This window comes from Sphingobacterium sp. UBA2610, assembly GCF_002339225.1.
Taxonomy (GTDB): Bacteria; Bacteroidota; Bacteroidia; order Sphingobacteriales; family Sphingobacteriaceae; genus Sphingobacterium; species Sphingobacterium multivorum.
In genome coordinates this window covers 41,220-67,003 of sequence record NZ_DDKA01000035.1, presented here as the reverse complement: position 1 = coordinate 67,003, position 25,784 = coordinate 41,220, and the positions used below count along the sequence as shown (strand labels likewise).

Sequence of the window (25,784 nt, the reverse complement as noted above, 5' to 3'; positions counted from 1 at the left end):
AACGTTTAGGACGCAAGTGACTAATTATCTAAGTTTAAGGAATAAAACGACAATCTATACATCCATATATGAATCGAAGATTAACCTGTTTCATACTAAGCATGTTGTTTCTATTGCCGGGATGCCGGCAAGATAAGAAAAACACAACAAAGACCAATCAGCAAACTGAACAGCGAAAACCTACACCTCCTAAAGAGCAGGTTGAGAAGAAAAAAGTATTTACGGCTGATGATATTATTCTTAAAAAAGAGCTGCTTTACAACAAATACACCCTGGAGGACAGTTATCCCTACAAAGATACCACGCGAGGTTTTCAATGGGATAAAATCAAGGAACGCCTGGCCTTTATCGAAAATTTTCAACAGTCTCCATCGCTGTACGGCGTTCTACAAAATTATCAAAATGAAAAGGGCGAAGCGCCAACAATCCAGAATTATAAGCGGGACTCTTATAAACGCGTGTCCGACAGTTTCAATGTCGAACGCTATCAAGCGGCACCCCTCTACGATCTTAACAGCGCGAAGGCCGTTCGTTACGGTCGCGACGGCTGGCTCGTTCGCGTACAAGGCCCCGACAGCATCGCACGGATTCCGATTGAGGGTATTTCATTCGAAGGGAAATATACCGTACCCAAAAGATATCTTCGCATCATTAGCGATACCGTACAGTTCAACATTATCAATGTTGTCGATGTGAAGAACCAAAATATCTGCACCTTGGAGAAGGTCGGTAGCGAATGGCTTGTCCGAAGCATGAACCCCGTGACGAGTGGCCGGCACAAACCTCCCCATGCCCAGGAAACACCGACAGGCCTCTTTGTGGTCCAGGAACACAAATCCAAGATGTTTTACTATGAAGACGGTACCAAAACTTATGCCGGATTCGCCCCCTATGCTACCCGATTTACCGCCGGGGCCTATATACATGGGGTTCCAGTTAACAATCCCAACGGCAGCATCATTGAATATAGTGAGAATCTGGGCACAATACCCAAGTCCCATATGTGCGTCAGAAATGCGTCATCTCACGCCCAATTTGTCTATAAACGGTCAAAAGACCTCGCTTCGCTGGTTATTGTTATTGATTAACAATATTTAACATTCTGTAAATCAAACATGTATTATCTTTAATCATTAATTTTGTAAACATCTACACAGAAAAGGGAGAAGAATGGGAAATACGTTTATGTTTCTTTTGATGGCACTTAATACAGCACTGTCCTCACAAGAAGAATTAAAAACAACAGATCAACAAACCACCAGCACTCATCGTATCAATGTCGAACGTCAACATACCGAAGTTGACTCATTGTATGATGAAATGAATCTAGGCAAAGTATTAAAATACGAAGCGTTTCGTCAAGCAATGGAAGGCAGAAAAGAACTTCCGATCCACAACAAGGACATCATGACCGTCATCGATTTTTCATTGGCATCAACGGAAAAGAGGCTTGTGGTACTCGATCTTGCGCACAAAAAAGTACTATTCAACACGCTGGTCGCACATGGAAAAAATAGCGGTGAAAACTATGCCGTCAATTTTTCAAATCAACAGGAATCACTTAAAAGTTCTTTAGGATTCTTTACAACAGAAAACACCTACAATGGCGAGAACGGCTACTCTTTGGTTTTAAATGGTCTTGAAGAGGGGATAAATGACAATGCAAAAGCACGATATGTTGTGATGCATGGCGCCGACTACTGTAGCACAGGAACAATAGCAAGTTTAGGCAGACTTGGCAAAAGCTACGGCTGCCCCGCGGTTCCAAGAGAGTTTGCAGGTCCAATCATTAACACAATCAAAGATGGAACGTTGTTGTTTATTTACGCTGACAACTCCGAATACCTCGCAAAAACACGTTTGATCCATCAACCTAATATATTAATGGCTCAATTTCAAAAAAGACAGTCCGCCTTTGATCACGAAGGATAACAACAAAAAAGCCTGATAGAAATATTTCATCAGGCTTTTTTATGTTGTAAATCACTGTCCGACAGAGCACCTTCGCATTCACGTTAAGCTAAGATTTATGCTTTTTCTTAAATTTCAACATCCAATTGTAAATTGCATCGTCATGAAACAGTCGTTCCACGCTTCCGTGTGTGCCCCCTTTTATTACATTTAAGCTCACATTTGCTTCCGGATCCTCTCTTTTTATCGCATTCATAATTTTTCGGGATTCCGAAATTGGCACAGCACGATCAGCAGTACCATGATGAAGCCATATCGGCACCTGCGTCAGGTTAGATGCATACTGACTCGATCCACCACCACATATTGCAACGGCAGCAGCCACCCTTTCAGGATATTTGCCAGCCACATCCATTGTGCCATAGCCTCCCATACTCATGCCGCAAACGTAAATACGATCGGGGTCGGCATTGTAATGTTCAATAACATAGTCAACAATTTCGATCACTTTGTCTGGATCCCATCCTCCCCGGGACTGTGGTGCAACAATTATCCCAGGTACATCCTGCCCTTTATTGATGGCATACAATACACCGTAACGCTTTACACGGTCTAAATTTGTCCCGGACAAACTTCTTCCGTGCAAAAACACAAACACAGGCTGCTTTTCAGATTCCAATGAATCCGGTGCAGCATCTTTCAATAGAAAGGGATAAGCAGTCTCCCCTTTTATAGCGTGTATCTCCTGCGCATTTACGCGCATCAACAGCATAAAGAAAAAACAGATATACAGGTAAATTTTTCGCATACTTCTTGTCTATGACTATCTAGCTTAATTTTGGAGCACTAAAAATACAATTAAATGACTTTTATGGTATGCATTTAACATGTTTTAACACTTCGATTTCGGGAACATAGCCATTCAAAGAAAAGAAAGGCCTCATTCCTTATTAGCACAAATTGATCATTTGAAAGATTCCATCCAATTATAATTGCATTTCATGCCAAAATTATCTTAGTTTGTAACATTGTCGCAAAATATCCAAGCTCTCACATGAAAATATTGCATACCGCCGATTGGCATTTAGGAAAAAGATTGGACAGTTTTTCCCGGATAGATGAACAAGTACTGGTCATGGACGAAATCGTTCATATCGCAGATCGGGAAAACGTGGATCTGGTGATCATCGCAGGAGATCTGTTCGATGCCTTCAATCCAGGTGTGGAAGCCATTGAGTTATTTTACCGAACCATCAAGCGTCTTACAAAGAATGGCATGCGCCCTGTAATAGCAATCGCAGGCAATCACGATTCACCTCATTTGATTGATGCACCCGATCCTTTGGCAAGAGCGTCGGGGATCATCTTAATCGGGCATCCTCATGCTGTGGTCACTCCTTTCGCAACAGAGGGTTTCACCGTGTTACAGTCAGATACAGGCTTCATCGAATTAAGCTTGCCGCAATTTGACGACCCGATTCGTATTCTTCACACAGCCTATGCCAATGAAATACGCTTAAAACAGTATCTAGGCGAAGAGAAAGAAAGTAAATTGAATGAAGTGTTAGCGGCAAATTGGCAAAAAATAGCCAATACCTATTGCGATGATAAAGGCGTCAATATATTGACGGCACATCTTTACATGAATAAATTGGGCAGTCCACTTTTAGAGGAGCCAGATGGCGAAAAACCGGTCAAAATTGGTAATGCAGACTTAATCTATTCAGAGGCCATCCCGACGCAGGTCCAATACACGGCATTAGGGCATATCCATGGTTATAAAAATATCGGTTCGGCTGAGAAACCGGTAATTTATGCATCTTCGCCCCTATGTTATAGCTTTTCGGAGGCTGGGCAAACTAAATACGTTGCGCTGGTGAATGTATCGGCCGGCGAACAAGCAATTGTCGAGCGCATTCCATTGACTCAGGGCAAACCGCTGGTCCGAAAATCATTCGACGATATTGAGCAGTGTATATCTTGGTTGTCTGAAAACCCCAATGCATTGGTGGAGCTCACGCTGAAATCGGAGACCTTCTTAAAAGCCGAGGACCGCAAGCGAATCTATCAGAGCCATTCGGGAATAATCTACCTCATTCCGCTCGTTAAGCAGGATGAGCAAGAGCTGCTTGAAGCCAAAGAAATTAATCTTACACAAGACATGTCGACTTTATTCAACGATTATTTTAAATCCAAGAACGGCAACCAGGCACCCAATGATGACATCCTCGATCTTTTTCGCGAAATCCTAAACTCATAATCCATGATTCCATTAAAGTTAACTCTAGAAGGGATATACTCATATCAAGAACGTCAGACGATCGATTTCACTGCGCTTTCTCAAGCAGGTCTTTTTGGTATCTTCGGTGCTGTGGGTTCCGGCAAATCATCGATATTGGAAGCAATTACCTACGCCTTATTTGGGGAAACAGAACGCCTGAATGCACGGGATAAGCGCGCTTATAACATGATGAATCTAAAGTCTAACCGATCTTATATTGAGCTTGATTTCGTCAACTTTGAAGACCGTACATTTAGAATTACCCGCGAATTTAAACGCAATTCCAAAAATTTCGATGATGTGAAATCGCCCACGGTTGTACTCTACGAAAAAATCAATGAAGCATGGGTTCCACTAGAAAGCAGCAATACGCAGCATATCATCGGATTAAGCTATGAGAACTTCAAGCGGACAATCATCATTCCTCAAGGACAGTTTAAAGAGTTTATAGAACTCGGAGCCAAGGAACGCACGGATATGATGAAAGAAATTTTTCAGCTGCATCGATTCGACCTGCAGGATAAAGTTTCCAACCTCTATAAAAAAAATCAGTCCGAACTGGATCACCTCAACGGTCAATTAATCGGATTTGATGAGGTCACAACCGAACTGATAGAAACGACCGAAACAAATCTCCAACTGGCAGTCGAGTCCTTTGTCGTCCTTGAGTCGTCGTACAAGGCGCATCATGAAAGGTTCTTAAGCCTCAAAAAACTCAAAGAGGATTTCTTAGAACTCCGAACAGTGAAAGCACTCTTTCAGCAATTGCTAGAACAAAAAGATGAAAAAGAAACTTTACGGTTAAAGTTAAATCGCTTTGAGGAAGCGCAAACCAACTTTCTACATATTCTTAAAACCAAGGAAAAATTAGCGGCGGAAGGCCTAATTACACAGAAAAGAGTAGAAACCGAAAAGCAGAGACAGGCCGAAATTCAACAGCTGATCCAGGAGCATTCCTCAAGTCTAAATCTGTTGAAATCACAATATGAGCTGCTACCACAGCGTCGTATTCAGGAATTGGACCTGGAATTGATAAGCCAATTGATTACGTTTTCAAATGAAATCAAGAGTTTACAGGATCGGGCGCAGAAGGGACACAATTTTGTGCAGGAAACGAAAGATCAACAACGACATTGTAAAGCCAGAATTCAGGAGACAGAAATTCAAATCGTCAGCCTAAAGCGAGCAAAACCCTCATCTCAAGAACTCATGGAGCTGGGTCAGTGGTATACCAAGCAGCAGAGCATCCAGCAGCAGGAAGACGACCTGAACAAACAGGCCATTGATTTAGAAAAAAGCATAGCCATACTGAAGAATGAACTCCATGCCTTCCATCCTGATCTCGAAGAATTCCGATCCAATCATCCTCTTGTCGTCAATGCCCTCGAGCAAAAACTTCAAGCACTCCAAGATGAAAAATCTCATCTTCTCCTGCAGCAAAGGCTGACCCAATATGCAGAAAACCTTAAAGCAGGCTCCCCGTGCCCACTATGTGGAGCTTTGGAACATCCCGCCATCAATCAAGGACAGGATATTTCTCACCAGGTTGCCGCTAATGAGAAATTGATTACTGAGATAAATGAGAACCTTAAGCACCAACAGGATCAGCAATTTCAGGTCGAGAAACTTCAGCTACGTTTGCAGTCACTAAATGATCAGCAACAAGATCTACATACGAAAATACAGCTGAATGCCCGTAACAAAATTGCGCATGCCCAACAATTTACATGGGCCGGTTATAGTCCTACGGATGAATCCAGCTACACATCAAATAAGCAGGAGCTTGCCCGGATCGAAACGCAACTAGCAAAAGTGGAGCAACAACTTGGCGAACATCAAGCTACACTCGCCTCCGTTGAGGAAAAGCTGGAGAAATACAATAAAGCACTGCATCAATTTGAACGTGATGAAGCAAGCAAACAGGCCCAGATTAATCAAAATATGGGGAATCTAAAAACGCTGCGCTGGTCCGACTATAAAATGCGGGAGTCCAAAGCAGTCGAACAGGAATATACTGCACTGAAAAGATCGAATCTTGAGATTGAGCGCGACTACATTGCTTTAAACGAACGATTAAATGAGTTAAACAGTCAATTTGCAGCCCAAAACAGCTTGGTACAGACCATTGTTGAACAGCTCGGACATATCGAACGTGAAAGTCAAGAGGCCGATGTCACGCTCCAACAGCTACTTGAGGCGTCACCCTTTGAAACGTTGGAAGAGATTCGGCAAATACTCGCGGAGAATTTGTCTGTCATACAGATCCGACAAGAGCTGGAGCAATTTCAGATTCAATTTGAAACGGTGAAGGCACAGATCAGTCAGTTGGAAAAGAAACTCGTCGACCAGGTATATGACGAAAACCAATTTCTCGCGCAGGAAAAAATCCTGGATGAGAGCGCCCAAGAATTGAAAGCAAGCACAGAAAATGTTGCCCGACTTCAACAAGAGCGCGATCAGCTAAGAATCGCCTATGCTAAAAAGGAAAATCTCCAGCAACAACAGATCAAACTAAGTTTACGCCACGATAATTTGAAACAACTTTTTAATCTATTTAAAGGTGCGGGCTTTGTGCAATATGTTTCTTCGATTTATTTACGGCAGCTGTGTGATCATGCGAACATTCGTTTCCATCGCATGACCCGCAATCAACTTAGCCTGCAGCTGAATGACAACAATGAATTTGAAATTATCGATTATTTGAATGAGGGAAAAAGTCGCAGTGTAAAAACACTATCCGGTGGACAGGCATTTCAGGTATCCCTAAGTCTGGCTTTGGCCTTAGCAGAAAGTGTACAGTCTAATTCGCGTGCGGCCAGAAACTTCTTTTTTATCGATGAAGGCTTTGGAACACAAGATATCACTTCTGTTAATATTGTTTTCGAAACCCTATTAGATTTACACAAGGAAAACCGCATCGTCGGTATTATTTCACATGTTGAAGAGCTCAAAGAACGTATTCCAGTATCCCTTTCAATAGAAAAGGATGAAGAGCGTGGCAGTCAAATTTTTATCAATTAATTCCGTTTTATTTTGTATATTAGTTATAGCGGTTCCGCTGAACGAGCCTGATCGCTATAACCAACAAAAACAAAAGATTATGGGCTTATTTTCAAACAATAAAAAAGGAAAAGGGTCTCATCCTTTTTTTCATAAGGCGACCAAAACAGTAAGCAGCACGGCCTTTTCAGCTAAAGAAACCAGTCAAACAAGGACGGTACAATCCATGCTTTTTGTCAAACAATACGATATACTAACGATCTTAAGGGAGGTTTTAATGCCGCAGAATCAAAACTAAAATTAAGCAGATTTCCATCTTCCATACTAACGTGAATGATGTTGGCCCTCCATGTAAACGTAAACAGACTATGTTTACTACGCACGATTAGTGCCTAGGTTAAGGAAAGTCTAGGTACAGCATAGCGTATAAAGCTATCAAAATTTAGCAAAACAACATGATTGCTAATCACTGGGAACCAGAACTTCACAATTGGCTTTAGGGCAGAAAAAAGAAATACAATAAAACATTGAAATTATAAAAAGAAAGTTTATTTTAACCAGACAAAACTTTTTCCAAAAAAATATTGTCATACGATAAATAACAATCGATAGACAGTATATTTGTCAGCTATATGAAGTACAAACAAATCAACAATAATTCCATCAATCAAATCATGCTAATCGTCATCATATTGGCGATATGTATATTGATCTTTACAAGCTTATTCTACTACCTCCCCGGTTTTCTGGGAGCAGTTACCTTATATATTCTTTTTAGAAAAATCAATTTTAAGTTGACTGAAGAAAAAAAATGGAATAAATCTTTCGCCAGTATTTTATTGATATTATTGACTATCATATTCTTGGTAGGGCCACTCTATCTGTTAATCAACTACATGGTACCTCAGGTAACAGAAGTCATTAGCAACAAAGACGATCTGATGCACAAGTTTGACTCGATCAAAACGTACTTTAAAGATAGCCCCTATTTAAGCAATATCGATCTTTCTGATACCGCCTTAATGGGAACGCTTCAAAAAGCAGCTAAATTTATACCCAATATTCTGAATTCCGTTGCGGAAGTTGGTGTCAATATACTGGTAGCGCTATTTGTGTTGTATTTTATGTTGGTTAGCAGCAAAAAACTAGAACAAACCATTTATCAAGCGATCCCTTTCACCCAAACCAGTAAAGCCGAGTTGTGGAAAGAGTTTGATATGATGGTAAAATCCAATGCAATCGGCATCCCGATTTTGGCTATATGCCAAGGTATTGTAGCGGGGCTTGGTTATTGGTTCTTTGGCTTAGAGAGCCCGATCTTTCTGGGAATTCTTACCGCAGTTTCCACTATAATCCCAATTTTGGGAACCATGGTGGTGTATCTACCGGCAGCGCTTTTTCTACTGGCGAATGGACAGTCCGGAAATGCAATAGGTCTTGCCTTATATGGTATCATTATTATTGGTAGTATTGATAATGTACTTCGATTTACCATATTGAAAAAGTTGGGTGACGTTCATCCCTTAATAACGGTATTCGGTGTTTTGCTGGGATTAAACCTATTTGGTATGCTGGGATTGATCTTCGGTCCACTAATCCTATCTTGTGTGGGTGTATTATTGAAAGTGTATAGCATTGAATTTGGAAGAAGTACGCCAGAAATTATTCAATCTACCTCATTGACAGACTCAAAGTCTACGCATGACGGTCCTGACATCATAGAATAAAGGAACTGCAACAGGTTAAATTGTTTTGATCACAACATGCATTAATATCCAGTATACTGTCATAAATGAATTTCTACGATTAAGAATCCCTTTTTTTTCATAGTTTTGATCATTAGTATAATACATTCTTCAATACTTTCTACGTAAAAATTGACGATGTATTAAGCATAAACATTAAAACGATAAAATCACGAAAACTGATTTAAAAGCAAACGTATTCTATGAATAAAAAGATAATCTTAGGAGTGACAGCGTTATTGGCCGCCGGCATTCTTTCCTCATGCAACAACAACAAACCGAAAACAGATCAAACTGCAAATACTACGCAGGAAGCCAGTGCTGACAGCCATGATCATGCAGGTCATGATCATGCAGACCACGATCCTAGTCAAGCTGCGCCAAAGCAATCTTCCGACCCTGCAGCCATTCTTCCTAATTTCACATTTTATCAGCTTCGTTCGGGCATCCGTGTTACGCAGGAAAACGTTGCTAAAGACAAGAATACCGTTTTTATTCTATTTGATCCCGGGTGTAGTCATTGCCAACATGAAGCTACGGAGCTTGAAAAGAATATTGATCGTATAAAAGACGTCAATATTTATTATATTTCCATGAATGATCCGGCCTTAGTACTAGGTTTTTTTGACACCTTTGCACCTAAACTATCCAAAGCATCCAACGTAGAGGTATTGATTGATAAAGACCAAACGTTTATACAGACCATCCACGTACCTTCACAATTTCCCGCAAATTACGTCTATGGTGCGGACGGAAAACTAAAAGCACATTGGGAAGGTGAAAAAAATATTAACGAAGCAATAAGCCAATTTCATAAATAATCTGAAATGCTAAACATAGCAATCAATGGATTCGGACGCATCGGTCGGAATACACTACGTAATATCTTTTTACGGGAGGCTTTCGATGAACTGCAGGTCATTGCCATCAATGACCTGACAGATACGAAGACCTTAGCCCACCTATTTAAATACGATTCTGTACATGGTCCTTTTCCTGGCACCGTGACACACGATGAAAAACATATTATTGTCAATGGTCTTTCCATCTTGGTTACCAATGAAAAAGATCCTGCAGCACTGTCTTGGCAGGAGCTTCAAATTGATATTGTCATCGAATCTACAGGGTATTTCACCAGTCGTGACAAAGCGGCTCTCCACCTGGAAGCTGGTGCAAAAAAAGTGATTATCTCCGCCCCGGCACAAGATAAAGACATTTCAACAGTGGTATTGGGCATTAATGACAGTGTCATTGATCTATCTGCTTCGATTTTATCCAATGCCTCCTGTACAACAAACAATGTTGCTCCCCTCGTTAAAATATTGGATGAAAATTGGGGCATCAGAGATGGCTATATTACCACGGTTCATTCCATGACGGGAGACCAGAATCTTCACGACGCACCACATAAAGATTTAAGGAGAGCGCGGGCAGCATCGTCGGCGATCATTCCAACAACTACTGGTGCCGCTAAAGCGATTACCAATGTTTTTCCGCATCTGCAGAATAAGCTTGGCGGAGCCGGGATACGTGTCCCCGTACTCAACGGTTCATTGACGGACTTTACCTGTACGCTCGAGAAAGAAACCACTGTAGAGGAAATCAATAAAGCATTCAAAGCTGCTGCAGAAGACGAATTAAAAAACGTATTATTTTATACAGAAGACCCTATCGTTTCGGTAGATATCATCAATAACCCCTATTCATGTGTATTTGATGCGCAGTTAACCTCGGTGGTGGGCGGTCTGGTCAAAGTTGTGGGCTGGTATGACAATGAATTTGGTTATTCCAATCGTTTGGTTGACCTTCTGATCAAGATCGATAGGCTCGCATAAGTTTGCTACCTCATCATCATCTTAGGATAGGTGGTGGCATAAAAAAAGCGTCCTTGCCAATTATAATTGGCAAGGAGGCTTTTTTTTCTTCATGCATTAATTTTACATTTCCCCTTCAACGCCTAATCCAAATAACGCAAAATCATATTTGACCGGATCCAGCGGATCCAGTAAACGCAGATTGGCTGTTAATTCCTGGGCTGTTTTCCAATTCACTTTATCCAGCGTAATTAGACCAAATTTGCGGGCAACACGCTCGACATGGACATCACAGGGACAGATGAGATCTTTTGGGGACAGGCGGTGCCAAATACCAAAATCTACACCTTTTGTATCTTTTCTGACCATCCAGCGTAAAAACATATTGATCCGCTTGACGGTTGACTTCTGTGCTGGACTACTAATGTGCTTCCGCGTGCGAACAGGATAATCAGGTAAGGAAAAGAAATAGGTTTTAAAGGCATTCAATGCCATTTCTAGGTCGACCTCTTCCCTGTTCTCCTGTCCTACGAGAAAAGCATCCTCCAAAGATTCGAAATGCGCATAGTGATGCTTAAAAAAAGAAACAAAATAAAGAATGTCGGTATCATTGAAGGTACGGTGCTTAAATCCCAGCAAGGTCTTTAAATCCTGTTCTTGGTGATTTACAATATAATCGTATGGCGAACCATCCATACGAGCCACCAGTTCATTACATTTATTGATAATCGTCTTTCTTTGTCCCCAAGCCATGATGGAAGCCAAAAATCCCATGATCTCAATATCCTGCTTCCGGGAAAATTGATGGGGAATCGATATGGGATCATTTGGAATAAAACCAGGTTGATTATATTCATCAACTTTCTTATCCAAGAAATCTTTCAGATCAAAATCAACGGCCATACTAATCCTTATCTTCCAGTTTGAAGAATACCTTTACAAATCTTTGCGATCAAGCCTGGGCCTTCGTAGATAAAACCGGTATAAACTTGAATGAGACTGGCTCCAGCATCTAACTTCTCAATGGCATCTTTCGCCGAATGAATCCCCCCTACACCGATGATCGGAAATGCCTTGTTGGATTTTTCACTTAAGTAGCGAATCACTTCCGTTGAACGTTTGGTCAAAGGACGTCCACTTACACCACCCGCTTCATTGATCAGCTCCTGTTGGCTCTGTAAGCCTTCTCTTGAAATCGTCGTATTCGTTGCGATAACACCTGCAATTTGAGTTTCCAAAACGATCTCGACAATATCATCCAATTGACTATCCGTCAAATCGGGCGCTATTTTAAGCAAGATGGGCTTCGGAGCCGATTTTGCGATATTGAGGCTTTGTAAAGTATTCAATATATGTTTTAAAGGCTCCTTTTCCTGTAAATCCCGTAAGCCCGGTGTATTCGGAGAACTCACATTAACAACAAAATAATCCACGTAGTCAAACAATGCATTGAAGCAATAAATATAATCATTGACAGCTTCTTCATTGGGTGTCACCTTATTCTTACCAATATTTCCCCCTATTAACAATCCTTTTCGATCCTTTAGATTTTTCAATCTTGTAGCGGCAACATCTGCCCCCTGATTATTAAATCCCATTCTATTGATCAACGCTTCATCGGGAACAAGGCGGAACATCCTGGGTTTATCGTTGCCCGGTTGCGGCTTAGGAGTTACCGTTCCAATTTCGATAAAACCAAATCCCAAATTAGTCATATCCGCAATATATTCCGCATTTTTATCAAAGCCAGCAGCAAGGCCCACCGGATTTTTAAACTTCAATCCAAAGACTTCGCGTTCCAAACGTGGATCTTCCACGGTAAAAAAAGCATTCAATAATTGTTTGGCGCCCCAAATTTTTGAGAAAACATTCAATCCACCGGTCACTTTATGGTGAGCCGTCTCCGGATTCATTGTAAAGAATATAGGTTTGACTAATTTATACATAATCGCAAAGTTACTCAAAGAAGAAGAAATATTCATTACTTTTGTACTTTTGCAGTTGAAATGATATCAATAAATAATTTAACATTTGAAATAGGATCTCGCGCTTTATATGACGAAGCAAACTGGCATATCAAACCAGGAGATAAAGTTGGCTTGATCGGTGCCAATGGTACAGGTAAATCGACTTTACTTCGCCTTATTGTCGGTCAATATACGCCCACATCAGGAACGATTTCCATGGCGAAGGACCTTAAGATTGGTTATTTAAACCAGGACTTATTGTCGTACCATTCTGACAAAAGCATTTTGCATGTTGCCATGGAAGCTTTTGAGCGCCAAAATCAATTACATGCTGAAATCGAGGACTTACTCCACAAACTAGAAACAGATTATTCAGATGAAATCCTGAATAAACTAAGTGATAAACAAGTAGAATTTGAGGCTTTAGATGGTTATAACATCGAATTTAAGGCCCATGAAATCCTTGCCGGTTTAGGTTTTTCCGAAGAAGAACAGAAAAGACCATTGGCCACTTTCTCCGGAGGATGGCGTATGCGGGTTATGCTTGCCCGTATCTTATTGCAAACTCCAGATATTCTGTTATTGGATGAACCGACCAACCACATGGACTTACCTTCCATCAAATGGCTGGAGAACTATCTGCAAGCATTTGATGGCGCCATTGTGATTGTTTCCCACGATCGATATTTTCTTGACCGCATCATCAAGAAAACCGTAGAATCACGTAAAGGAAAATTAACACTTTATGCAGGTAACTACAGTTTTTATCTTGAAGAGAAGGAACTACGGAATGAATTGCAGGCCAATCAATTCAAAAACCAGCAAGCCAAGATAAAACAGGAAGAACGCCTTATCGAGCGTTTCCGCGCCAAGGCTTCTAAAGCCAAAATGGCGCAGTCGCGCATCAAAGCATTAGATCGCTTGGAGAGAATTGACGATGTAGACGATGACAATCCTACGGTAAACTTCAGCTTTAAATTTTCAAAACCTTCGGGGCGCCACGTCGTGACATTGGAAAATATTTCCAAGTCATACCCTAACCTGGAGATCCTAAAAAATACTTCAGCCATTATAGAAAAGGGTGATAAAATAGCCCTAATTGGTGCCAATGGTAAAGGTAAATCTACTCTCTTACGTATCGTGGCCAATGCGGATCACCAGTTTGAAGGAAAAGCAGAACAGGGACACAATGTTTCGCAGACATTTTTTGCGCAACACCAGCTGGAAGCGCTGCACCTGGAAAATTCCATCCTTGCCGAGTTACAAACTTTTGCACCGAAGCATACAGAGACTGAATTGCGCTCGATCCTTGGATGTTTTCTATTCACTGGTGATGATGCATTCAAAAAGATCAAAGTACTCTCCGGAGGTGAGAAATCGCGTGTGGCCCTTGCAAAAGCATTAACCGCGGACGCGAACTTCTTAGCGCTCGATGAGCCTACCAACCACTTGGATATGCAGTCTGTCAACATTCTGATCCAGGCCTTGCAGCAATACGAAGGTACATTTATCGTTGTCTCCCACGATCGTTATTTCTTAGACAATGTAGCAAACAAAATCTGGTACATTGAAGACAAACAGATCAAGGAATACCCAGGTACCTATCAGGAGTATGAAGAATGGGCTGCAAAACGCGTCGTAAAGGCGGACGTAAAAACGGAGAAAAAAATCAAGGAAGAACCCAAAGTAAAGAAAGAAAAGCAACCACTTACGGAAGATAAAACACGTTTGTTGAGTAAAAAAAATAAGGAGCTAACGTCTTTTGAACAAAAAATTGAAGAGCAAGAAATTTTAGTTAAAAATTTAGAATCAAAACTTGCCGACGAAGCAGTGTATTCGGATGCGACTAAGTTACAGGAAACTACACGCTCTTACAACTCAGCGAAGGCATTATTGACGCAATTTCAGGAGAGTTGGGAACAGCTGGCGGAAGAAATCATGGAATTGGAAAATGGTTAATTTTTTTGGCTTAAAATCAGCTTATTAAACCTCAAAGCATGATTTTAAGCCAAAATTATTTGCAGGAACAGGATTAAAGCCCTACTTTTGCATCACTTCAAACAAGGAACGACAGTTCAAAATAAAGAAGTAAGATTCCGTAGCTCAGCTGGTAGAGCAATACACTTTTAATGTATGGGTCCTGGGTTCGAATCCCAGCGGGATCACAGAAAACAATAACAAAACATCAAAAACCCTGCAAATCACACGATCTGCGGGGTTTTTGTTTTTACTGACATACTGAAAAGTACAGCTAAACGCATAAAATAAGTGCGTCATTCGGTGCGTCAGCTTCCATAGAATAACCGACTCCCCTAATTTAACATAACTAATTGTACTACAACTAGTTCAATATTTAAACATCTTGTACAAACCGTACTGCAAAGCTAATTTTGTTCACTTAATGTTATCGTTATGAAAACTAATTGTAGCTTGCTCTATTTTCTAAAAAAGCCCAAAAACTACGTTAATGGCCACCCCTGCTTCATCTACCTGAGGATCACTGTCGATGGAATCCGTGTCGAATTTTCCTCGGGCAGGGGGATCGAGCCGGAGCGATGGAACGCAAAGGCCGGTAAGGCCATCGGCACGAAAGAGGAAACGAAAACCCTCAACGCCTATTTAGAAAGATTGAAAACGGATGTATCGGCTGTCCATACCCAACTTATTGCCGAAGGTGCTGAAATAACCGCCGAAAGGGTAAAGAATAGGTATCTCGGCAAAGACGAGGCCATATCAACGCACACCGTCTTGGAGGCAATCAGGGATCATAATCAAAGAATGGGGGCGCTTATCGGCCGGGATTATGCTAAAGGCACTTTAGGGAGGTTCGAGGTACTGGAGCGACATGTCACCGGATTCATAGCACATAGGTATAAAAAGGAAGATCTTGACGTTCGGAAGATCGACAGGGCATTCATAGCGGATTTTGATTTCTACCTGCGCAACGAAAAGAAAAACGCCAACAATACCGCCGTCAAATACCTAAAGAACTTCGGCAAGGTCGTCCGGATCTGCGTGGACAACAAATGGATCGACAGCGATCCCTTTGCAGGCTATCGGTTCAAGTCCAAACCTGTAAAACGGGATTACCTCACTGCCGACGAACTACAACGCATAGCATCAAGAACATTCGCTACAGACCGGTTGGCACAGGTAAGGGACTTTTTCCTGTTCAGTTGCTATACCGGATTGTCTTACGTGGATGTAAAGAACCTGAGGCCATCCGATATCGTGCTCGGCGTAGATGGTGGCCGCTGGATCGATATCCATAGGCAAAAGTCCGACATCAGAGTTCCGGTTCCGCTGCTCCCCGTTGCAGAGACCATACTCGACAGGTATAAAGAACACCCAGCAAGTGTAGAAAAAGATCTCTGCCTTCCCATATCGAGCAATCAGAAAATGAACGAATACCTTGTCGAGGTAGCAGAACTGGCCGGCGTGAAGAAGACATTGGGCAACAGGATCGCCAAACGGACATTCGCAACCACCGTAACGCTCAGCAATGGCGTGCCGATAGAAAGCGTCTCGAAGATGCTCGGCCATACCAACCTGCGCACCACCCAGCTATATGCCCACCTGCTCGACGAAAAGATCGCCCACGACATGGCCCCGCTCAAAGTACTGTTTGCAGGGACAGCCTCGGCCGTGGACGCAATGACCGACAGAAACCTACAGGCCATCCTACAGCTCGTTCATTCCGAGGTTTCAGATCGGGAGATTCTGACCGTGATCAGGGCACTGCGAGAAAAGCTAAAGATCGCCGTATAGGGACACTTTGGCCGGCCGGAACAGGATTCCGGCCACCTTTTCAAGCATCAGCAAATAGGAACAATTCACTCAAATATTCACTTTCAACTGACAAATATTTGATAATATTAGGCTAACTCTTCCAATTTGGTTAAATTTGTAGGATGGCAAAAGATATCAGAAAAAGGGTGATTGCGGTACACTGGAAACGCTTTGGCGGGACACAGCTCGATATTTTTTCGAGCCTGAAAGGATTCTGTGAAAGCTATCCCAGCTATAATTACCACACCCTGAACAACTATCTTTCCAAAAAGAAGATCCCGTTCGAAAACGACGAGATCAAGATCGAACGCCTTCCCCTGATCCATAAGGTTAGCAGACCTGACCTCCCGAAAGTTCTTTTCTGGGATTTCGACTTCGACCGGCTGGACTGGCACAGGAGCTACAGAACCATTATTGAACGGGTGCTCGATAAAGGAAGTCCATCGGAATGGGAGGAAATGATAAGGTTCTATGGTAGGGAAAATGTGATCGAAGCCCTGAAAAAAAACATTACCTATCTTTCCGACATGACCATGGAAGCCGTCTGCAAATATTTTCAGTTGAGCAAAGAAATGCTCAAATGCTACACAAAGAAACAGTCCGGCCAGGGACACTGGCACTGATCCAAAAACTGATGCAGGACAATCAGCTGCAATCCTTTTACCTTGTCGGCGGTACGGCACTATCCCTACGTATAGGCCACCGCCAGTCTATAGACATCGACCTGTTCAACTCTTCCGACTTTGACAGCGACGGCCTTGACCTCCACCTAAAACAGGACTATAATGCCGAAGTAAGAAGGCAACAGCGCAATTATATAAGCGGCAGTATCGGTGATGTTGATTTTGATTTTATTTCCCACAAGTATCCGGTCATAGAACCCATCGAAATCATTGAAGGGATCAGGATCATGTCCAACGCAGATATTTCAGCCATGAAGCTCAACGCCATCGTGAACAGCGGACAGCGGATAAAGGATTTTATCGACATCCATTTTCTATTGAAAGAGATGTCCCTGGACCATATAATGAAGTACTACTGCAACAAATATCCGAACGTAACACCAGATACTGCAATATCAGCACTCCTTTACCACAACGATATCGATTTCAATGTACCCGTGCTCATGACGGACCGCAAGATAAAATGGAATGACGTAAAGACCGGAATTATGAAGGCAGTCAAAGAATACAGGGCATTACAGGATAGCTGTAAACTATACAAAGAATTGCAGGAAACAAAAAAAAGTTCCCAGGAGAATAATGGCAGAAAAATGCGACGTTAGGATTCATCAATATGGGGGAACAGCTTTTCAGTTTCGGGGCTATAGCCCCGAAACGAATTGAAGCCTCACTCCGTAAACAGCCAAATGGCGGGAACGGCAAGGGCGGTGCGGTGGGATTCCGCAAGCCGCAAATGCGCGCGGGACAAAACCAACGGGCTGCGAGGTAAGACTACCTGTTGGAAAATGTGGAAACGTCAAACATGCCCAAGTAACCTGTTTACCCGTTTTTACCAGAATCCTCTCTTTCTGTCATCTGAAAACTTCATCGCCACTCTATTCAGTCTATCCTCAGGACAGAAGCTGACCATCCCCTTCTCCTCATTCAGAAGAACACCTGCCTGACGAATAGCACTGTACACTTCTTCACGACCACTCCGATAACAGATAGATACCGAAATATGTCTGTCCTTTGGGATACAGTCCCATTTTTTGATCGTAAACCCCTCCCAGCGGCTCATCTCATCTACAAAGACCAGCAGAGGCATATCTTTATAGACACGGATTTTACGGGTCCACATCTTAGCTTCTTCGAAATCCTGGTCTGCCACATAACCCATTGTATCACGGGGTTGCTGATTGTGGCATGCGTATTTGGTTCCTACATATACAAAGTCTCCGGGGCAGGCCATGAACTGCACTTTGTTCAGCTTATGTGAATAGACCTGCATTGTTCCGGAATTGAGCATGGTCTTCATGTTACCCGTATCAGACCGGATCAAAAAATCAGCACGCGTGGCCGTTACTTTGCCTTTTTCCGTACTGATAATCAAAGGCGTGCTTTTATAGCGGTTATCAGCATCAACATAAGCCTCTCCTTTTATGTATACTTCTATTGAATCTCCTTTTCGGATCGGATAGCTCAACCGGGACTGCGCATTCATCCGAACCCTGGTGCCGTCTTCCAGTTCAACAACGCATTGTTGGCGTGCAGCAGTATAAATATCCAGACTTTTTAGATTGGATATATGACCGTTTTTCATCTGTTTTCTCCGGATGCGCAAAAGCCCTTCCTGAGTACGGATGACGGCCAGATCCCCAAGCTGTGCTATTGTACCAAATGTATCCTGGCCGGCCCTTATCCATGTTGAATCGGCAGCCAACAACAGGCAGGAAGACTCAATCAAGGGGATCTCAGCATCACCATCGATGCCAAGACATGCGCTCTCAAGATGCAGCATAGCATCATGCTCTTTTTTATTTGAGTAAAGTAAGTATAACAACATACCTACTATAAATAGCAATAAAGCCGCTGCATATCCAAATGTGCCATATCGTTTTATTTTTCCCTGTCTGCGGATAGCTTCTCCACGACGTTTTATTTCACCGTAGTCAGGCATCCAATCGTCCAAGGGATCTTTTGGTAATTGTCCTTCCAGCTCCCTTAATACCCTTACGACAATTTTATCATACTCTTCTTCGGAATAATTTGATTTTCGGCACTCCAGATCCGCCATTTCACTTTTACTGATGCCCCCTAAAAATTGTTTCCTTAACAATTCTTCTATAACTATTTTATCTTGATCCATTTTATTCCCGTTAAGTTTTCAAACAAAAATTATTTCCAGTCTCTGAGTGCACGCCTGATTTTATTGATCGCTGTACTTGTGATATTCTTGACCCGCTGTAGCGAAATACCGTACATTGTTCCGATCTCTTTATTCTCAAACCCTTGCATCTTCGCATTCAGAAGTATTTCTTTCTCCTTCGGCGTCAGCTGTTCGGTAGCTTTTAAGAATCGCAGATAGAGTTCCTCGTAGTCCAACACCGTATCCGCATGCGTGCTGTCCGTGAGTAGCAGCGCATCTTCTAGAGATGCTTTGATATCTTTATGCTCGGCCCGGATGGCATTCAGGGATTGATATTTGGCGATGTTCATCATCCAGGCAAATGGTTCTTTCATCGTAGACACCCGCTTTCCATCCGCCCATATAGCAGCAATGGTCTCGGAAAAGACATCCTTCACCAATTCGTCATCATCTTTGATAAATTGCCGGATGCGTGTTTTGAGCTGAAGCCCATAACGTTTCATGATCTGGTTTATAGCCAACTCGGGCTCCTCTGCCAGTCGCTTAAAACTATCTTCTTCCATATCTTAAGTATTATATTCATAGCAATTTCTTTTTAAAAAGAATAATTTTTATCACCTGATTATCAGATACATATAAAAAATATTGATTTTCAGGCGGTACGATTACCGCATTTCTGCTAGATATAGTAAAAGGAGAAAGAGTTTTATAATCGGTAAAACTAAGATACGAAGACAAAATTAAATAAACAAATTAAATATCTAACAAACAGCAGGTTACATAAAAAATGTAACGTGAAATTGTATTGATTAAATTAAGAAGTCATGAAAATAAAATTATACATAAATTATACTGCACATTACGGCTTTACACTGCTCTGGGGCAGTACGCTGGTGCTCAAGCTTTGGAACCTGGAGATTACTAAGAGCGAGATCGCCATGCAGGGACTGCCGCTCTGGATGAGTGACATGCTTCTATTGACCCTGCCACTTGTAAATATCGTTCTGATCTGTATGCTGTTATATAAGCCTACAGTTTCGCTTGGCATCAGGCTTTCAACATTAACAATTGCCGGCTTCACCCTTTACCTGATTATAGGGATTACTGGGGTCATGGGACATACACCATGCGCCTGTGCAGGCATCTGGCCTACAAACAATCACTGGCTACACATCGCGCTGAACAGCATATTTATAGCCATCGGTATATCATATTGGGTATTGGCCCACAAAAGCCATACGGAAAGGGACGTCAACCCCGATCTTGGCAGGAAGGAGGGTACCATCTTATCATAAATGAATCGCAGTTGCAGGGCATAGGTCTACCCTGCAAAAGATCAAAGGACATTACCTCTTTCCAAGACCGCGGTGATGGAGCAAGAGGCAGGCCATGCGATGGGCCTGATGAAATCAGAGTACGTTAACTATTAAATTTTTTTATTATGAAAACGATATTTAAAAAATTGAATTTAGGCGCTATCACCGTACTTGTGGGTGTCGTTGGCTTGACTGTTTCATGGAAAAACCATGAAAGTAAAAAAGCCACACCGACTTGGTACCAAGTGAGCTTGATTAATCCAGCAAATGGGAATACTCCTTCCAATCAAAAAATTGAAGGGTTATATCCAGGAGGAGAACCAAGCGGAATAGATTGTAATACCAGCCCCGGTGCTACATGTGCAGTACAGTTGAGCGATGCCCTAAATCCGGCAGATATGCCAGCGACGGTTAAGGAAGCAAACGATGAAGGGTTCACTTCCGAAGACTTTCGTCAGCATCAATAACTATTGTTAATTAACAAAATTCCATTAATTGGACCAATATTCATCAAAGAGGGAGGCAAGATAGCCTCCCTCTTTACCGTTCATTCTGCTCGATCCCATTCGCTTCAGTCTCCGATTGCGGAATTGGCCAAGTCCATTTCTTATCATTCGGTTTCAATGAATATTGTACACCGTCCAATACTCTTGAAAACGTTACAGGATACTTTCCTTCGAGATTTAGCCTCCGTGCATCTTCCCAACGCCTTCCTCTCATAAAAAGCTCCTTGTGCCGTTCTTTGAGTATATACAACAGTAGATCATCAATCTCTACAAGTCTTATAACCCTATAAGAACTTTGCTCAAATCTATTCTTTCGCAAAAAGTTGATATCATCGAGAGCTAGTTGTGGAGATCCCGTACGAGCGTAGCATTCCGCCCGGATCAGGAGCATTTCTTCTACACTTAAACCTGTAAACGCTTCTATCGCTCCCTTACCACTATAAGAGCCAGTGTATGCTTTTGTATTATCAGGCCGTGTAAAAAAGTACACCTTTTTTCGCAGATCCTCCGGCTCAATGGACGCTATAAACAATGTATCTGCATTTCTTCGGGTTGCCCCGATAATGCCCCCGACGGTTTCAACAGAATAAAAGATGATGGCAGGATTGTTTTTGCCGTAAACGTCGAAATAGCTACTTCCAAGGTTTGAGATCGTGCCTGTCAATTTATTATAGTCGACAAGCGTGTTTTTCTTTTTTAGGACAATATCGGCGTATTTTAGCGCCATACCAAAATTTCCCTGCCCGAGATAGACCCGTGCCAATAGCGCCTGCACCGCCGTTATTCCGGGCATGTAAGGGTTATCGTCGTCTTGTATCGGCACCTTTTCCGCCTCGGTCAGATCTTTCAGGATCTGTTCGTGAACCTGTTTCAATGTCGAACGCCCGTATTTGATGGAAACATCATAATCCAAACGTAGTGGCAGCCCGGGTTCATTATCGGCAGTCGCTTCCTGATATGGCTTGCAGAATACCTGTGCCAATTGGTAAAAATTCCAAGCCCGATGGAAACGTGCACTGACCTTTACCCTATCTATGTCCCTTTGCCCATCTGCTCCAATACTGGCCGATTCGACATCAAGCGCAAGATTGGCAATCATAATCCGCTCATACCCCAGATCCCAATCCCTCAGATTTCGTTCATTGCCGTAAGCATTGTCCTTCCACAGATAGGCAAATTGATGAATCGGTGTGTATTGCGATCCGGCTATAAGGTCAGCCCCATTTTTGACATAATATTCGTCGGCTCCCAGATAAGCCAGATCGGTAGAGGTCGTATACATAATATTTCTGCCCAGAATTGCCAAATAATCTTTGGCTGTCTTTGGCACCACCTGATTGGAAGTCCGTTTTTTATCCAAAAAATCCTTTCCGCAGCTTGCCAAAGTAATGACAAGACAAATTATCAGATATTTTCTCAAATTTTTCATTATTTGATTTTTATAAATTCAACTTAAGTCCAAGAGAAAAACTCTTCGGTGCGACATAATCCGCATTTGGATAAGCAGGGTCCAAACCATATTTATTCGCTTTCCATAAAATTCCAAGATTGCGGGCATAAGCGTAGAACTGGATATTCTTAAACATCTGTCCCGGAAGTATGCCAGCAGGAAGATCATAGGAAAAGCTTATATCCTGTAAACGGAAATGTGCTCCTCTGGTCACGAAATTTTCATACTGTTCAAACATGCTGTACAGATTATCGCTGGGGTCAGCTGATGTAGCGGGAATATCTGTCCATCGTTCGTCTCCGGGATTCTTCCATCTGTTCAGGTAATCCATATGGTACTGCTGTCTGTATTCACCGCCGGGTACAGTGGTCGGACGCCTGAATACATGCCCCAATTTCCACGCAATCAGGAAAGACAGGCTCATGCTTTTCCATTTAAACTCATTTCTCAAAGAGCCATATATTGTCGGCACCGTAACCCCTGCATTTCTTAAATCCGAAGGGGATAAACTGTTATAATAATCTATTCCATTCCGCACACGTTGTCCATCAATAAACATTTGCACAGTACCGTCGTCAGGATCGAGTGAATATTTTGGTAACGCAAATAAGATATCCTTGCTTTTTCCCATGACAGGTACAGAAGGTGCCAAAAGATAATTATATAGCGCAATATTTCTATTTGCAGAGTATCCTGTAACATTATTTTCGACAAAGTTGAATAGAAGGGTGCTGTTCCAGCTAAATTTTCCCCGGAAATTTTGGCTGTTGAGCTGAATATCAATCCCTTTGGTTTTAAGATCGGCATAGTTCATCAAGTTAGAGTTTTCCGCACTGCTTCCCGGATAAATTCCCACACTTGTCGGAAGTATATTGGCCCCTATCAGATCGGTAGCATTTTTTATATAAAAGTCGATACTTCCCGAAATACGGCTATCGAGTAACCGCATATCCATACCAAAATTCAGGGTCTTTACCTGTTCCCATCGCAACGATGGATTACCGATACTCCGGACAATAGCTACCGGAAGCCCTGTATTTGGGTCATTTGCCGAATAGCTGATGGTAGGTAGGGCACTGACATTCCTGTTTATATTACCGGCGATACCGTAAGTAGCCCTCAAGCGCATATAGTCAATCGAAGGAAGTTGGAACCAGCTTTCTTTTGTCAGGTCCCAACTGGCACCCGTGGACCAAAGAGGGGTACCTTTTTGATTCGTCTTTACGCCAAACAGGTTAGAGCCATCCCATCGCAGGGAGCCAGAAAGGATATACCTGTTTTTATAAGTATAGCTTACATTTCCAAAATAGGAAAGATACCGGTCAATAAGCTGCTGCCTTGCCGAAGGCGGAGCCATCAGTCTTGACCGCCCACTGGGCCGTGTCTGATAATTTTCAGTATAATTATAATTATTGTTCCCGATCATCAATTCGGGATCATAATTATACAGTGTGAATCCCGGATCGGTGTTTTCAACCTGTTCCCTGATTTCTGCCCCTGCCAAAGCATTTATATCATGATCCTGATTGAAACGTTGTGTATAGTTTAGCTGTGCCCTTGTGGAGTGGCTTCTGGAATGAATACGGGCTAAATCCTGAAATATCCCGCCATAAGGAATAATTTGGGTGCCATTTGGCTGTGTAAAGTAATTGACCAAATTCCGCACGTAATAGCTATCCTTATCATATAGCGCCGTACTGCCCGAATTCCCTCTTATATATTGATAAGTAGCACTCAGGTCGAAATATTTTAAAAAGTTATGTCTTACTCCGATATTGGCACGGAGTTCATCACGATAACTGCGCTTGTCCATGAGTCCACGCTCTTCCAAGGGTATATACCTCCAGTCCAACAGGCCGTTTTCTTCTGCTTGTCCTACATAGGACTGTCTGTGGTTTTTGATAATGGGTAGCGGGGCACCTTTTTCGTCCGTCAACCGGAGATACGGGGATAGGTCCACATGAGTTGAATTCCCTTTTAGGTCATTTAAGCTCACCTGATTGTTTCTGCTTCCCTGCTTACTGTACCAGAGCGATGTTGACAGTTCCAATGCCTTAATGGGTTTAAAAGTGTTCTGTAGATTAAAATTCACCCGATCATTGTCTGACCCGATTTCATTGTTCCGGTTTTTATCATACCCGCCTGAAACATAATAGGTAAAACGGTCGCCACCACCATGGGCATTCAGCGCGTATTGTTGGTATAAAGATGGTTGGTAAAGATATTTCATTGCCTCATTGCGTACCTCGGTGCTTCGCAGAATAGCTTCCCTCCTTGTGAATTCCTCGGGGCTTAATGAACCTTTTTCAAGTGCTATAAGCATTTCTACATATTCAGGAAAGGGGATCTGCTGTGCACTCTGGAGATAGTACCCGCCGTTTTTGTATTTTTCCTTTTCGATTTCCATTACTGTGGACGACGGGAGACGGTTGCGGCCATAAAGCAGATCAGGTTTGTCTCCGAGGGTCAGATTGCTATTGATAGCTAATTGCCCTTGCTTATTATACGTTCCCTTTTTGGTTGTAATGACGATCACACCATTTCCTGCCCTTGCTCCCCATATTGATGCCGAAGCCCCATCTTTCAAAATGGTAATATTTTCGATATCATTTGGATTGATAGAAGTTATATCTCCATCGTAAGGAAAATTATCCACGACGATCAAAGGACTTGCGTCCGATTGTATCGTGGCTAGACCACGTACACGGATGTCTGATGGCTTTGTACCATTTGGTGCAACGAACTGTACGCCCGAAGCGACACCATCAAGGCGTTGCAGTATATTCCCGCCAACCGAGCGATTGAGCAGTTTATTGTCGATCATTGTGAATGATCCGGTCGCCCTTTCCTTTGGAACCTGATAAAATCCTGTTTGCACTATTTCAACTTCACCAAGAGATTGCTGGCTTCTTTCCATGATAATTTTCAATCTCGTCGTAGGCGAACTCAGGTGCTCTTTATATACCCCAAAACCCATATAACGGGCCACTAAAGAATCAGGAAGGGGAACATTGCCAAGATCAAAACGCCCATTTTCATCTGACTGTACGGATTTAACATAGTGCTTTAGACTTATGGTAACTCCTGAAAGTGGTTTTCCAGTTTCATCATAAACGTGACCGGAGATCTGTGCTCTTACCTTAACAACTAACATAAGGGACATCAAAATTATAATCGCTTTTTTCATATCCCCC

At 42.3% G+C, this 25,784-nt stretch carries 21 protein-coding genes and 1 tRNA gene; 15 read left to right on the top strand and 7 right to left on the bottom strand.

The genetic code is table 11. The annotated features are described in order from the left end of the window. Nucleotides 1-68: 68 nt before the first annotated feature. Nucleotides 69-1,088 carry a L,D-transpeptidase gene (locus tag B4Z47_RS24460; protein ID WP_070568921.1) on the top strand — a complete coding sequence of 340 codons (1,020 nt, stop codon included), beginning with the start codon at nt 69-71 and terminating at the stop codon, nt 1,086-1,088. 82 nt (nt 1,089-1,170) lie between these two features. Beyond that, the gene (locus B4Z47_RS24455) at nt 1,171-1,932 is read left to right on the top strand and encodes a murein L,D-transpeptidase catalytic domain family protein (protein WP_236586050.1); all 762 of its coding nucleotides are present in this window, start codon (nt 1,171-1,173) and stop codon (nt 1,930-1,932) included. Nucleotides 1,933-2,020: 88 nt separating this feature from the next. On the opposite strand, the gene B4Z47_RS24450 is transcribed toward B4Z47_RS24455, so the two are convergent. Further along, nucleotides 2,021-2,719, bottom strand: coding sequence for a prolyl oligopeptidase family serine peptidase (locus B4Z47_RS24450; protein ID WP_053003619.1), 699 nt, complete (start codon nt 2,717-2,719; stop codon nt 2,021-2,023). Nucleotides 2,720-2,965: 246 nt separating this feature from the next. Between B4Z47_RS24450 and B4Z47_RS24445 the strand changes: the two genes are divergently transcribed. The 6 genes from B4Z47_RS24445 (at nt 2,966) to gap (ending at nt 10,772) form a co-directional block, all read left to right on the top strand. Then, complete coding sequence (locus B4Z47_RS24445; protein ID WP_070568924.1) at nt 2,966-4,171, top strand: metallophosphoesterase family protein; 1,206 nt, start codon at nt 2,966-2,968, stop codon at nt 4,169-4,171. Between the two features lie 3 nt (nt 4,172-4,174). Next, nucleotides 4,175-7,213, top strand: a complete 3,039-nt coding sequence (locus B4Z47_RS24440; protein WP_070568927.1) for an AAA family ATPase — start codon at nt 4,175-4,177, stop codon at nt 7,211-7,213. 79 nt (nt 7,214-7,292) lie between these two features. Further along, complete coding sequence (locus B4Z47_RS24435; protein WP_139145072.1) at nt 7,293-7,490, top strand: hypothetical protein; 198 nt, start codon at nt 7,293-7,295, stop codon at nt 7,488-7,490. A 334-nt stretch (nt 7,491-7,824) separates the two neighbouring features. Next, complete coding sequence (locus B4Z47_RS24430) at nt 7,825-8,919, top strand: AI-2E family transporter (RefSeq protein WP_070568932.1); 1,095 nt, start codon at nt 7,825-7,827, stop codon at nt 8,917-8,919. 221 nt (nt 8,920-9,140) lie between these two features. Continuing rightward, complete coding sequence (locus B4Z47_RS24425) at nt 9,141-9,758, top strand: TlpA family protein disulfide reductase (protein ID WP_070568934.1); 618 nt, start codon at nt 9,141-9,143, stop codon at nt 9,756-9,758. Nucleotides 9,759-9,764: 6 nt separating this feature from the next. Next, nucleotides 9,765-10,772, top strand: a complete 1,008-nt coding sequence (gene gap / locus B4Z47_RS24420; RefSeq protein ID WP_201639176.1) for a type I glyceraldehyde-3-phosphate dehydrogenase — start codon at nt 9,765-9,767, stop codon at nt 10,770-10,772. 102 nt (nt 10,773-10,874) lie between these two features. Here the strand turns inward: gap and B4Z47_RS24415 are convergent, their stop codons facing one another. Continuing rightward, on the bottom strand, nt 10,875-11,654 hold the full coding sequence (locus B4Z47_RS24415) for a TIGR02757 family protein (RefSeq protein WP_172462523.1): 780 nt from the start codon (nt 11,652-11,654) through the stop codon (nt 10,875-10,877). An 8-nt stretch (nt 11,655-11,662) separates the two neighbouring features. Beyond that, complete coding sequence (locus B4Z47_RS24410) at nt 11,663-12,697, bottom strand: quinone-dependent dihydroorotate dehydrogenase (protein WP_070569103.1); 1,035 nt, start codon at nt 12,695-12,697, stop codon at nt 11,663-11,665. Nucleotides 12,698-12,757: 60 nt separating this feature from the next. On the opposite strand from B4Z47_RS24410, the gene B4Z47_RS24405 reads away from it, so the two are divergent. From B4Z47_RS24405 to B4Z47_RS24385, 5 genes are all read left to right on the top strand, one after another. After that, nucleotides 12,758-14,677: an ABC-F family ATP-binding cassette domain-containing protein gene (locus tag B4Z47_RS24405; RefSeq protein ID WP_070568943.1), complete on the top strand. Its 1,920-nt coding sequence runs from the start codon at nt 12,758-12,760 to the stop codon at nt 14,675-14,677. A 133-nt stretch (nt 14,678-14,810) separates the two neighbouring features. Continuing rightward, a tRNA-Lys gene (locus B4Z47_RS24400) sits at nt 14,811-14,883 on the top strand. 247 nt (nt 14,884-15,130) lie between these two features. Next, complete coding sequence (locus B4Z47_RS24395; RefSeq protein WP_286709526.1) at nt 15,131-16,486, top strand: site-specific integrase; 1,356 nt, start codon at nt 15,131-15,133, stop codon at nt 16,484-16,486. A 143-nt stretch (nt 16,487-16,629) separates the two neighbouring features. Further along, the gene (locus B4Z47_RS24390; protein ID WP_217493565.1) at nt 16,630-17,130 is read left to right on the top strand and encodes a DUF6922 domain-containing protein; all 501 of its coding nucleotides are present in this window, start codon (nt 16,630-16,632) and stop codon (nt 17,128-17,130) included. Continuing rightward, on the top strand, nt 17,088-17,792 hold the full coding sequence (locus B4Z47_RS24385) for a nucleotidyl transferase AbiEii/AbiGii toxin family protein (protein ID WP_070568948.1): 705 nt from the start codon (nt 17,088-17,090) through the stop codon (nt 17,790-17,792). Before B4Z47_RS24390 ends, B4Z47_RS24385 begins: the two co-directional genes overlap by 43 nt. A gap of 227 nt (nt 17,793-18,019) precedes the next feature. Here the strand turns inward: B4Z47_RS24385 and B4Z47_RS24380 are convergent, their stop codons facing one another. Next, nucleotides 18,020-19,318, bottom strand: a complete 1,299-nt coding sequence (locus B4Z47_RS24380; RefSeq protein ID WP_070568950.1) for a FecR domain-containing protein — start codon at nt 19,316-19,318, stop codon at nt 18,020-18,022. A gap of 29 nt (nt 19,319-19,347) precedes the next feature. Next, complete coding sequence (locus tag B4Z47_RS24375; RefSeq protein ID WP_070568953.1) at nt 19,348-19,881, bottom strand: RNA polymerase sigma factor; 534 nt, start codon at nt 19,879-19,881, stop codon at nt 19,348-19,350. 261 nt (nt 19,882-20,142) lie between these two features. Here B4Z47_RS24375 and B4Z47_RS24370 point away from each other — a divergent pair, with 261 nt between their 5' ends. Next, nucleotides 20,143-20,613: a MauE/DoxX family redox-associated membrane protein gene (locus tag B4Z47_RS24370; protein WP_070568957.1), complete on the top strand. Its 471-nt coding sequence runs from the start codon at nt 20,143-20,145 to the stop codon at nt 20,611-20,613. 146 nt (nt 20,614-20,759) lie between these two features. After that, nucleotides 20,760-21,101, top strand: coding sequence for a hypothetical protein (locus B4Z47_RS24365; protein ID WP_070568960.1), 342 nt, complete (start codon nt 20,760-20,762; stop codon nt 21,099-21,101). Between the two features lie 73 nt (nt 21,102-21,174). On the opposite strand, the gene B4Z47_RS24360 is transcribed toward B4Z47_RS24365, so the two are convergent. Together B4Z47_RS24360 and B4Z47_RS24355 are read right to left on the bottom strand one after the other, a co-directional pair. Next, nucleotides 21,175-22,569, bottom strand: a complete 1,395-nt coding sequence (locus tag B4Z47_RS24360; protein ID WP_070568962.1) for a RagB/SusD family nutrient uptake outer membrane protein — start codon at nt 22,567-22,569, stop codon at nt 21,175-21,177. Between the two features lie 10 nt (nt 22,570-22,579). Further along, nucleotides 22,580-25,777, bottom strand: a complete 3,198-nt coding sequence (locus B4Z47_RS24355) for a SusC/RagA family TonB-linked outer membrane protein (protein WP_286728128.1) — start codon at nt 25,775-25,777, stop codon at nt 22,580-22,582. Nucleotides 25,778-25,784: the final 7 nt, after the last annotated feature.

Coding starts and splice junctions, on each gene's coding strand:
- B4Z47_RS24460 (WP_070568921.1), top strand. CDS start 69: ATGAATCGAAGATTAACCTGTTTCATACTAAGCATGTTGTTTCTATTG.
- B4Z47_RS24455 (WP_236586050.1), top strand. CDS start 1,171: ATGGGAAATACGTTTATGTTTCTTTTGATGGCACTTAATACAGCACTG.
- B4Z47_RS24450 (WP_053003619.1), bottom strand. CDS start 2,719: ATGCGAAAAATTTACCTGTATATCTGTTTTTTCTTTATGCTGTTGATG.
- B4Z47_RS24445 (WP_070568924.1), top strand. CDS start 2,966: ATGAAAATATTGCATACCGCCGATTGGCATTTAGGAAAAAGATTGGAC.
- B4Z47_RS24440 (WP_070568927.1), top strand. CDS start 4,175: ATGATTCCATTAAAGTTAACTCTAGAAGGGATATACTCATATCAAGAA.
- B4Z47_RS24435 (WP_139145072.1), top strand. CDS start 7,293: ATGGGCTTATTTTCAAACAATAAAAAAGGAAAAGGGTCTCATCCTTTT.
- B4Z47_RS24430 (WP_070568932.1), top strand. CDS start 7,825: ATGAAGTACAAACAAATCAACAATAATTCCATCAATCAAATCATGCTA.
- B4Z47_RS24425 (WP_070568934.1), top strand. CDS start 9,141: ATGAATAAAAAGATAATCTTAGGAGTGACAGCGTTATTGGCCGCCGGC.
- gap (WP_201639176.1), top strand. CDS start 9,765: ATGCTAAACATAGCAATCAATGGATTCGGACGCATCGGTCGGAATACA.
- B4Z47_RS24415 (WP_172462523.1), bottom strand. CDS start 11,654: ATGGCCGTTGATTTTGATCTGAAAGATTTCTTGGATAAGAAAGTTGAT.
- B4Z47_RS24410 (WP_070569103.1), bottom strand. CDS start 12,697: ATGTATAAATTAGTCAAACCTATATTCTTTACAATGAATCCGGAGACG.
- B4Z47_RS24405 (WP_070568943.1), top strand. CDS start 12,758: ATGATATCAATAAATAATTTAACATTTGAAATAGGATCTCGCGCTTTA.
- B4Z47_RS24395 (WP_286709526.1), top strand. CDS start 15,131: ATGAAAACTAATTGTAGCTTGCTCTATTTTCTAAAAAAGCCCAAAAAC.
- B4Z47_RS24390 (WP_217493565.1), top strand. CDS start 16,630: ATGGCAAAAGATATCAGAAAAAGGGTGATTGCGGTACACTGGAAACGC.
- B4Z47_RS24385 (WP_070568948.1), top strand. CDS start 17,088: ATGCTACACAAAGAAACAGTCCGGCCAGGGACACTGGCACTGATCCAA.
- B4Z47_RS24380 (WP_070568950.1), bottom strand. CDS start 19,318: ATGGATCAAGATAAAATAGTTATAGAAGAATTGTTAAGGAAACAATTT.
- B4Z47_RS24375 (WP_070568953.1), bottom strand. CDS start 19,881: ATGGAAGAAGATAGTTTTAAGCGACTGGCAGAGGAGCCCGAGTTGGCT.
- B4Z47_RS24370 (WP_070568957.1), top strand. CDS start 20,143: ATGAAAATAAAATTATACATAAATTATACTGCACATTACGGCTTTACA.
- B4Z47_RS24365 (WP_070568960.1), top strand. CDS start 20,760: ATGAAAACGATATTTAAAAAATTGAATTTAGGCGCTATCACCGTACTT.
- B4Z47_RS24360 (WP_070568962.1), bottom strand. CDS start 22,569: ATGAAAAATTTGAGAAAATATCTGATAATTTGTCTTGTCATTACTTTG.
- B4Z47_RS24355 (WP_286728128.1), bottom strand. CDS start 25,777: ATGAAAAAAGCGATTATAATTTTGATGTCCCTTATGTTAGTTGTTAAG.